Source organism: Protofrankia sp. Cj5, from assembly GCF_917627405.1.
In the GTDB taxonomy this organism is placed as follows: Bacteria; Actinomycetota; Actinomycetes; order Frankiales; family Frankiaceae; genus Protofrankia.
Genome location: NZ_CAKJTO010000157.1, coordinates 1 through 8,190, shown reverse-complemented (window position 1 = coordinate 8,190; position 8,190 = coordinate 1). Strand labels below are relative to the sequence as shown.

Annotated in this window: 8 protein-coding genes; 4 read left to right on the top strand and 4 right to left on the bottom strand. The window is 68.0% G+C overall.

The annotated features are described in order from the left end of the window. The 3 genes from MJ777_RS21275 to MJ777_RS21265 form a co-directional block, all read left to right on the top strand. On the top strand, positions 1-1,865 hold a 1,865-nt coding region (locus MJ777_RS21275), incomplete at its 5' end, for a carboxypeptidase-like regulatory domain-containing protein (protein ID WP_239377579.1). Positions 1,866-1,983: 118 nt separating this feature from the next. Beyond that, positions 1,984-3,792 carry a sensor histidine kinase gene (locus MJ777_RS21270; RefSeq protein ID WP_239377578.1) on the top strand — a complete coding sequence of 603 codons (1,809 nt, stop codon included), beginning with the start codon at positions 1,984-1,986 and terminating at the stop codon, positions 3,790-3,792. An 8-nt stretch (positions 3,793-3,800) separates the two neighbouring features. Then, positions 3,801-4,532, top strand: coding sequence for a response regulator transcription factor (locus tag MJ777_RS21265; protein WP_370652803.1), 732 nt, complete (start codon positions 3,801-3,803; stop codon positions 4,530-4,532). A gap of 42 nt (positions 4,533-4,574) precedes the next feature. Here MJ777_RS21265 and MJ777_RS21260 read toward each other — a convergent pair whose 3' ends face one another. Continuing rightward, positions 4,575-4,934 carry a response regulator transcription factor gene (locus MJ777_RS21260; RefSeq protein WP_239308798.1) on the bottom strand — a complete coding sequence of 120 codons (360 nt, stop codon included), beginning with the start codon at positions 4,932-4,934 and terminating at the stop codon, positions 4,575-4,577. A gap of 408 nt (positions 4,935-5,342) precedes the next feature. Here MJ777_RS21260 and MJ777_RS21255 point away from each other — a divergent pair, with 408 nt between their 5' ends. Next, positions 5,343-5,576, top strand: coding sequence for a hypothetical protein (locus tag MJ777_RS21255; protein ID WP_239308773.1), 234 nt, complete (start codon positions 5,343-5,345; stop codon positions 5,574-5,576). An 83-nt stretch (positions 5,577-5,659) separates the two neighbouring features. Here MJ777_RS21255 and MJ777_RS21250 read toward each other — a convergent pair whose 3' ends face one another. From MJ777_RS21250 to MJ777_RS21240, 3 genes are all read right to left on the bottom strand, one after another. Continuing rightward, the gene (locus tag MJ777_RS21250) at positions 5,660-5,869 is read right to left on the bottom strand and encodes a hypothetical protein (protein WP_239308772.1); all 210 of its coding nucleotides are present in this window, start codon (positions 5,867-5,869) and stop codon (positions 5,660-5,662) included. Between the two features lie 38 nt (positions 5,870-5,907). Continuing rightward, positions 5,908-7,182: an ABC transporter substrate-binding protein gene (locus MJ777_RS21245; RefSeq protein WP_239308771.1), complete on the bottom strand. Its 1,275-nt coding sequence runs from the start codon at positions 7,180-7,182 to the stop codon at positions 5,908-5,910. Between the two features lie 751 nt (positions 7,183-7,933). Next, positions 7,934-8,190 (bottom strand): hypothetical protein (locus MJ777_RS21240; protein WP_239377577.1); only part of this gene is annotated, 257 nt, incomplete at its 5' end.

Here is an 8,190-nt window from a genome sequence, read left to right as displayed (position 1 = left end):
AGCGAGTCTACGCGGCCTCGCACGAGCGCCCCACGGTCACGGATACCGACGGCAAGACCGCCCCCGACCCGGCGTGGGCGGAGTATGACCCGCACAGCGGCCGGGCCTACTTCATCGACGCGATCACGCTCACCCCGGCCTGGCTGCCGGTGGACCAGCCCGACGGCAGCCGCCGGATGGACATCGTCTGGCCGCTGGTGGTGAAACCGTGCCAGCAGTGGGAGACCGACCGGGTCCGTGACGCGCTCGAGCGGGTCGCGGACGCGGCGAAGGCGCTGCGCGGGCACTACCGCTTCTACGCCTACACCCGCGCCGAGATCGGGCTCGACGACACCTACAACGGCGTCGTCACACTGGAAACGACCATCCCGGACACCGCCAGCCCATGCATCGGACGGCGGCCTGCGGTGCCGACACCGTCGACCCGGGCGATGGTCTGCTCGAGTTTCGTCTGGCTGGCGGTCCAGGCCGCGAACATCCGCGCGACCGCCAGCACCCCGCCAGCGCCGCGGATCATTCTCGACGGCCGGCCGGACCGGAAGCACCGCGACGATGACCGCGCGGGCTGCCCCTCCTACTTCGTCCGTCACCCGTTGACAGATGAGATCAACCCGTCGACACGGGACGGCCTGTACTTCTACCGCCCGCAGGAGCGGCTGGACGCGGCGAAGTGGCTGTACGACCGGCTCCGCACCGACGTCCTGGACGAGATCGCCGACGCCACCGATCTGAACGCCCAGCTCGACCAGCTCATCGGCACCGACGGGCCGGCGCACAGCATCTGGAGCCTGCTCAAGCTGCTCAGCGTCTTCACCGTGCCGCAGGCCGCCCTCCTGCTCGGCATCAGTTCCGAGCTGCTGAGGCGGCTCGTTGTGATCCTCACAGACATGCCGAGCGACGTCGCCAACCAGATGTGCAACGCGCTGGCGAACGACGACTGCCAGTGGACGGCGAAGGACAGCGACCAGTGGACGTCGCCGGGCGAGGGCTACACCGTCAGCCCGGACGACATCGTCGCCTTCTGGGCGCCGCCGACCTACGAGGACGACCAAGTCGTCCACGGCCTGTACGGCTCCAACGACCGTATCCGGCTCAAACCACCGGAGTGGACGGACGCGGCACCGCCCCCGAGCGTGTGGACGCTGTCCCTCGGCAGCTGCGCCGTCTACGGCACAGTGACCTTCCAGGGTCAGGGGGTGGCCCACGCCAGGGTCAGGATCGGCAGCCGGAAGCTGCGCACCGGGCAGGGCGGAACGTACTCACGGGAGGGGCTGCCCGAGGGTCTCTACTGGGCCGAGGCGACCTATCGCCATCCGGTCAGCGGCCTGTGGCTGACCGCGCCCGGCCGGCCGGTGCGGCTGCCCCTCGGCGGCGCCGTGCAGCTGGACTTCGAGCTGCACGAGCCGCCGGACTCCCGCCGCGAAGTGATCATCGGTGCGCACATGGACCTCGTCAACCGGTACGCCATCGGCACGGACTGGTGGGACCATCCGGACGTGCAGCCCGAGGTCGTCTACCTCGGCCTCGACTACTTCCCGCCGGACAACCCCGCCTTCGCCCAGCAGCGCGAACACAGCCTGCGGCGGACCGTCAACGCGCCGCCGCAGCGGGTCGATGACTGGGGCAACGCCGAGTACAGCTGCGACCTGGAGATCCAACCCGACCGGTCCATCCGGGTGACCTGCCGGGCCCGCCTCAAGGCGGACGACGACGACCCCTGGCAGCAGACGGACACCTTCGACGTCCCACCGAAAGCGAACGAAGCCGACCCCGGCTACCTGCACATCGTCGACCTCGTCCGCTCCCCGGATGCCTGGCCGGTGCGCGCCCACATCGAGCTGACGATCCACAACAACCGGGCATGACACGGGTGGTGTCCGACCGCTGCGTGTCCTCGCTCGCGCGCGGGCTGTCGGCTTCTTGACCTGCCTCAGAGCCGTATTCGTCGTTGACTGGTGCGCAGTGCGCTGAAACGATCACTGTGTGAGCGTCGAGGGGACGGCGGGCACCGTCGTCGGCCGGCCTTCACACACGCGTGCGGGCAGTCACCACGCCGACGGGACGTGGGTGTATGTCCTGGCAGCGTGCGGGGTCGTGCTCGGGGTGGCCGTGCTGATGTTCAAGCTGCGGGACGGCACCCACCCGCTGGCCACCACGGTGGTGGGCTGTGTCGGCGGGATGGAGTTCGTCGGCGCGGGGGTGCTGGCGCATTACCGCCGGCCCGCCAACCGGGTGGGAAGCCTGATGGTCGCAGTCGGGATCGGGCTGTTCGCCGAGGACGTGCAGCTGTCACGCACCGGCTGGGTGTATTCCGCCGGTTTCCTGCTCACCATGGCGTCGAGCGGCTTCGCCGCCCACCTCGTGCTGGCGTTCCCGACGGGCGCCCTGGCGTCCCGGGGCGAACGTGCGCTCGCCGGTGCCGCCTACGCCGTCGTGTTCGGGCTGCCGCTGGTCCGGACGTTGTTCTACGCTCCACCAACCCGGTACGGCGTCCGATCGAACCTGCTGATGGTGACGGACAACCGGGCGTGGTCCGACGCGCTGCAACAAGCGGAGGAGATCACCGGCGCGGCCGTGGCCCTGGCGGTGACGGCCATGCTGGTACGCCGGTGGATGACGGCCGGACCCCCGCTGCGCCGGGTCCTTGCGCCGGTGTTCGTGACCGGCCTGGTAGGCGGCGGTGTGACGGTCCTTGACGGAGCCCTTGATCTGCCGCACCCGGTGCGGCAGCTGTTCCTGTGGGTGTACATGGCAGCGTTCTGCCTGCTGCCGCTGGGTTTCCTGGCGGGCGTGCTGCGCGTGCGCCTCGGCCGGACCGCGGTCGGGGACCTGCTGGCCGGGCTGACCGAACCGCGGCCGGCCGCCGAGCTGCGCGGGGCGTTGGCACGGGCGCTGGGCGACCCCTCCCTGCAGGTCGCCTACTGGCGTGCGGACACCAGCGAGTTCGTCGACGCGGACGGCGCGGTGGTGACGCTCCCCGGCCCCGGCCAAGCGCGCGACGTCAGGCTCGTGGAACGCGACGGGCGGCGGGTCGCCGCCCTGCTCCACGACCCGGCGCTACGGGAAGACCCGCACATCCTGGCGGCGGTGACGGCCGCGGCCGGGCTGGCGCTGGACAACCAGCGGCTCGCGGCCGAGGTGCGGGCACAGCTCGCCGAGGTACGGGCCTCCCGGCTGCGCATCGTCGCCGCCGCCGACACCGAACGGCGCCGGCTCGAACGGGACCTGCACGACGGCGCGCAGCAACGGCTGGTCACGGCCACCCTGACGTTACGGCTGCTCCAGCAACACCTCGACGGGAAGATCGACGACGCCGCAGCCGGACTGCTGGCCAGCGGCACCGCCGGGCTCGACGCCGCCATGGCCGAGCTGCGCGCGCTGGCCCGCGGCATCCACCCGGCCATCCTCACCGACGCCGGACTGTTACCCGCCGTCGCGGAGCTCGCGGCACGGGCCCCGGCGCCGGTCGACGTCGACACCGCGCCCACCGACCTGCCCCGGCTGGACGCGGCGGTCGAGGCGACCGGCTACTTCGTCGTCGCCGAGGCATTGACCAACGCCTTCAAACACGCGGGCGCCGGACGGATCCGCGTGACGATGGAACACCGGGATGACCAGCTACGGGTCGGCATCGTCGACGACGGGCTCGGCGGAGCCAACCTCGACGACGGAACCGGCCTGCGTGGCCTACGGGACCGGGTGACCGCGCTGAACGGCCAGCTAACGGTACAGAGTGCTCTCGGTGAGGGCACGTCGATCACCGCCGTCATTCCCGCGCCCGGCCGGCGATGACCGGCCCGATGACCGACCCGCCGGCAAGCCCGATGACCGGCCCGCCGGCTGTACGACCCGCTGGCGCGCCGTCCCGGCCGCCCGGCGCGATCCGGGTGGTGCTGGCCGACGACGCCGTGCTCATCCGGGAGGCGATCGCCGGACTGTTGCGGCGCAACGATTTCGAGGTCGTGGCACAGGTCGGCGATCCGACCAGCCTGGTAGACGCGGTCGCCACGGCCCGCCCCGACCTCGCCGTAGTCGACATCCGCATGCCGCCGGACCACCGCACCGAAGGCCTGGACGCCGCGGTCGCGCTGCGCCGGGACCATCCACAGGTCGGTGTCCTGCTGCTCTCCCAGTATCTGGAGTCCCACCACCTGCCGGCCCTGTTCGGCGGTAGCGCCCGCGGCGTGGGCTACCTGCTCAAAGAACGGGTGACCGGCCCGGCCGGTTTCGTGGAGGCGCTGCGGCGGGTCGCCGCCGGGGGCTGCGCGCTCGACCCGGACGTCGTGGCGCTGATGCTGCGCAACCGGCGGCGAACCGACCCGCTCGCCACCCTGAGCGAACGCGAACACGAAGTCCTGGCATTGATGGCCGAAGGCCGCTCCAACCGGGCCATCAGCGAGCGGATGTTCATCACCCACAAGACCGTCGAGGCACACGTCCGTAGCATCTTCACCCGCCTGGACCTGCCGCCCGAACCCGACAATCACCGTCGGGTCCTGGCCGTCCTGACCTATCTGCGAGCCCAGCGGTGAGCGGCCGCCGGCAACGCGACGGGCGGCCGACCGTCGCGGTTGTCAGCATGCGGCGACGACGCTGGTGAAGGACTCCGCCGACAGCCGCGACTTTGTCAGGAAGCCACCCGCTCCGCAGGTGTCGACCTGCGGGCCGTAGTCCCCCCGCCCGCGCACCGAGCACAACACGATCTTGACTGTCGGGTCGAGCCGGACAAGCTCACGGCTGACCGTGAACCCATCGATGTCAGGCAGCCCCACGTCGAGCAACACGACCTGTGGGCGCAGCCGCGCCGCCGCCGCCAACGCCTCACCGCCGGTGGCGGCCTCCCCGACGACCTGGAAGCCGCCGCGGGTGACAAGCACCCGCGCGACCGCACGGAAATCCGCATGATCATCAACGATCAGCACGGTGGGCGGCACCAACTGACGATCGCATCCCGCCGCCGCTCGCGCATTGGTGCCAGCCCCGAAAGAGCGATCGCGATCGTGACGCGGCGGTACCACGCGTACCGGATGCGGAGCCGGTAACGATCAAGAACGATCTCGTCCTCAGTGGTCGCGGACGGCCGGCCGCAGTAGCCAGGCGCCCCCGGCCCGCCGGGCCGCTGGCGCTCATCCATCGGCATGGCCCGCACGCCCGGCAGGCACCCCCGGGCCGCCGGGCCGCTGTACCGACGTTGAACACCTGCCGAGGATTTCCCCTTTTTGCGTGCAAGCAGCCTCGCCGAGGACACGTTCTGCGATCTGGCCGCCGGTACAGCACGCTCCCTATGAACCCGCCTAACAGCGGGGATGGAAACGGCGAGAGCACGACATCTGGAGGCCAGCATGAGCAATTGCGAGGTTTGCGGCAATGACTACGAGATGAGCTTCGAGGTACACGTCCAGGGCGCGGTGCACACGTTCGACAGCTTCGAATGCGCGATCCACGCGATGGCGCCGATCTGCGATCACTGCGGGGTAAAAATCTCCGGGCATGGCGCCCAGACAGACGGACAGTTCTACTGCTGTGCGCACTGCGCCCGCGCGGCGGGCCGAACCGAGATCCGTGACCACGCTTAATACAAGACTTAATACAAGCGGCCGGTGGCCGGCCCGCGCATGGCGCGCCTTGCGCGCTTATGGCGACCGGCCTGCCGGCCGGATCATCCGCCGGTCGGAACGTCAACCAACCGACCGTCATCGATCAGCTGGATAAACATCATCCAGCGCCCGCTGCCAGCCATCAGCGGAATCAGCATAACTTTGCCGGTGTTTATGCCAATCCGTTTGGAAAGAATTCCATCGATGAAGTTGCGCCGACTATCACTGATAGTCGGCGACGACCGGCAGAAATCCGTATCTCCGGGCGGCATCCGAACGTCCAGCGAAACCTTCGGATGCCGCCCGGAGGCTACTTCGGCCGGCTGTAACGCACGGCATCAGCACTTTCTGTCGGACCGCTCACTATCGTGATGCCCCCGGGCACATCCGAGGCCCGTCCAACGTAACTCGCCTTCGTCGGCGAGACGCCGAGCTGCGAATAGTCCAACGGTGGGACAAGGCCACCAGTCTCGACTCGGGTCATGCTGCTCTTCGCGGCGAGCAGGCCCTCCCGGGTCAGGTCGCCGTTGCTACAAGCCTTCTCCAGAAGCTGATCCATCACCATGGCCTCGGACCAGCCGTCCACCGCGCCGATGGTGGGCGACTGCTGATCGTGGGTGGCGACGAAAGCCTCCCGCAGCTCCCTCGCGTTCGACTCCGAAAAACCGACGGACGGCATCGCCAGATAGAGGTTCTTCCGCAACGCGGAGCCGGCAGGCCCCGTCAGCAGACTGGGGACAAAACCCACATTGCTGGCGAGAATCGGGACGTCCAGTCCCAGGAGGCTCGCGGCACTCGCTACCGACGCGGTCTGTGCCGGTGTGCCGGTGAACAGGATCGCGCTGACCTTCCTGGCCGCGAGCGCGGTCACCGCCGCGGTCATGTCGGCCCTGTTCGGATCGATCTTCTCCTCGACCAGGCTGAGCTGATGCTGTCTGGCCATATAGGCCGAACCCAGCAGCGCGCTCCTGCCCAGCTCGTTGTCGTGATAAATGTGACCGATCGTGCCGCCAGCTTTGATCTTCTGCTGCCCGAGCAGATAGTCGATCCCATTAATTATTTGTATGTCATAAGTTGCGCCGATAAGCGAATAATACCTGTTGTCCGTGAGAGCCGGCGCCCATGTCTCCGCCATTGTTATAATCTTGTCGGACTCGATCAGAGGCCCGATCTTTACCGCCATAGGCGAACCAAGCAGCTGCTCAATCGCAAGAACCTTTCCTTTCAGCTGGCCATAGAGCTCCACCGCACGGCCGGTATCGTATCCATGGTCTCGGATGTCGAGCACGACGCTGTATCGGTCGCACACACCGCCGGTGGAGTTCCGCCGGTCCCAGTAAAGTCGCTGCGCATCGGTCAGATCCTTCGCAAGCCCTTTGAATACTCCCGACAGGTCAGTGAGCACACCGAGCGTGATCACATCATCCGAAACGCCGACACCGGTCCTGATCTTACCGCCGGCCTCATGTGTCGCGTCCGTAGTCTCACTATTCGCCACCGCCCCTGTGCCGCAAGCAGCCCCGGCGAGAGCGAGCATCCCGGCAACCAGCAGGGACATCGCGTTCCGACGCCCTAGTAAGATCATATTTTTCCCACCAAAAGCCGTGACCTGACAGGCCGCGGGAGCGCACCGGAAAGCCGCCACGACCCGCGTGCGCACACGACCAGTCGCGCATCGATTCGAGTCGCCGACGCCGTATTGTCCGGTTTTGATACCAAAGACGAAAGATATACGTTCAACAAAAAAACCAGACTCCTGAAAACTGTGAATATAATCGCATGGCGGAATGAGCGTTATTGCTACCACAGGCCCGTCGCGGATCTCAAGCTCGTCCGCCAAAAACAAAATGATCACAACCGTGCTAGCGCCAGAAAACTCGGTCAGGGGGCGGCTCATCCGAGCCGGGCCCGACAAGCCGGCGCAGGAATGCGGCACTGCCCTTGGGAACCGGCCGATGACAACAAGCAGGATCCCGCGGCGAAGCGTGACCGGGTGGTGTCGCGGGAAGCCGCAAAGCGATGGCCGGTGCCCGCGGGATCGCGAAGCGCGCGGTACCATTCTCAGCTGCTCGACCGCTCAAACCCCATGTACTCAAAACCGCATGCACTCAGCAGCCGCCAATAGTCATCAGTCAATGCCCGTCCGCGTCAACCGCGATCGGCGCGCGCCAAAGAGCTTGTTTTGAGTCTTGGGTTCGGCCGGCGAGCCGCGTCCAGGTGCTTCCTGGCAAGGCCGAAGGCCGAACCGGCAGCGGATGCGCCCCATCGGTTCGGCCGGCAGCGAAGCCAGCGACCGGCTGGGCGTGGATCGCCTGGACAGAAGATTCAAAACAGGCTCAACGCATGTACGTTTCGTGCTGACATGCCGCGGCCTTCGGCATAAAAATCTCCCCCGCGGCCCCGCGTAACGCCAACAACGCGGTTGTGCGGCCCCAGCGTCGCGTCTGGAGCACGGGCACCCGGAGCGGCGGGCACCCGGGACGCGGCGACGGATGGGCTGCGGCGTGCATCTCGCCGCAGCCCATCCGTCGCCGCGCGATGCACGCACCCCAGCCCCGCTCTTTGATCCACACCCCTATTGCCGGAGCCTCGT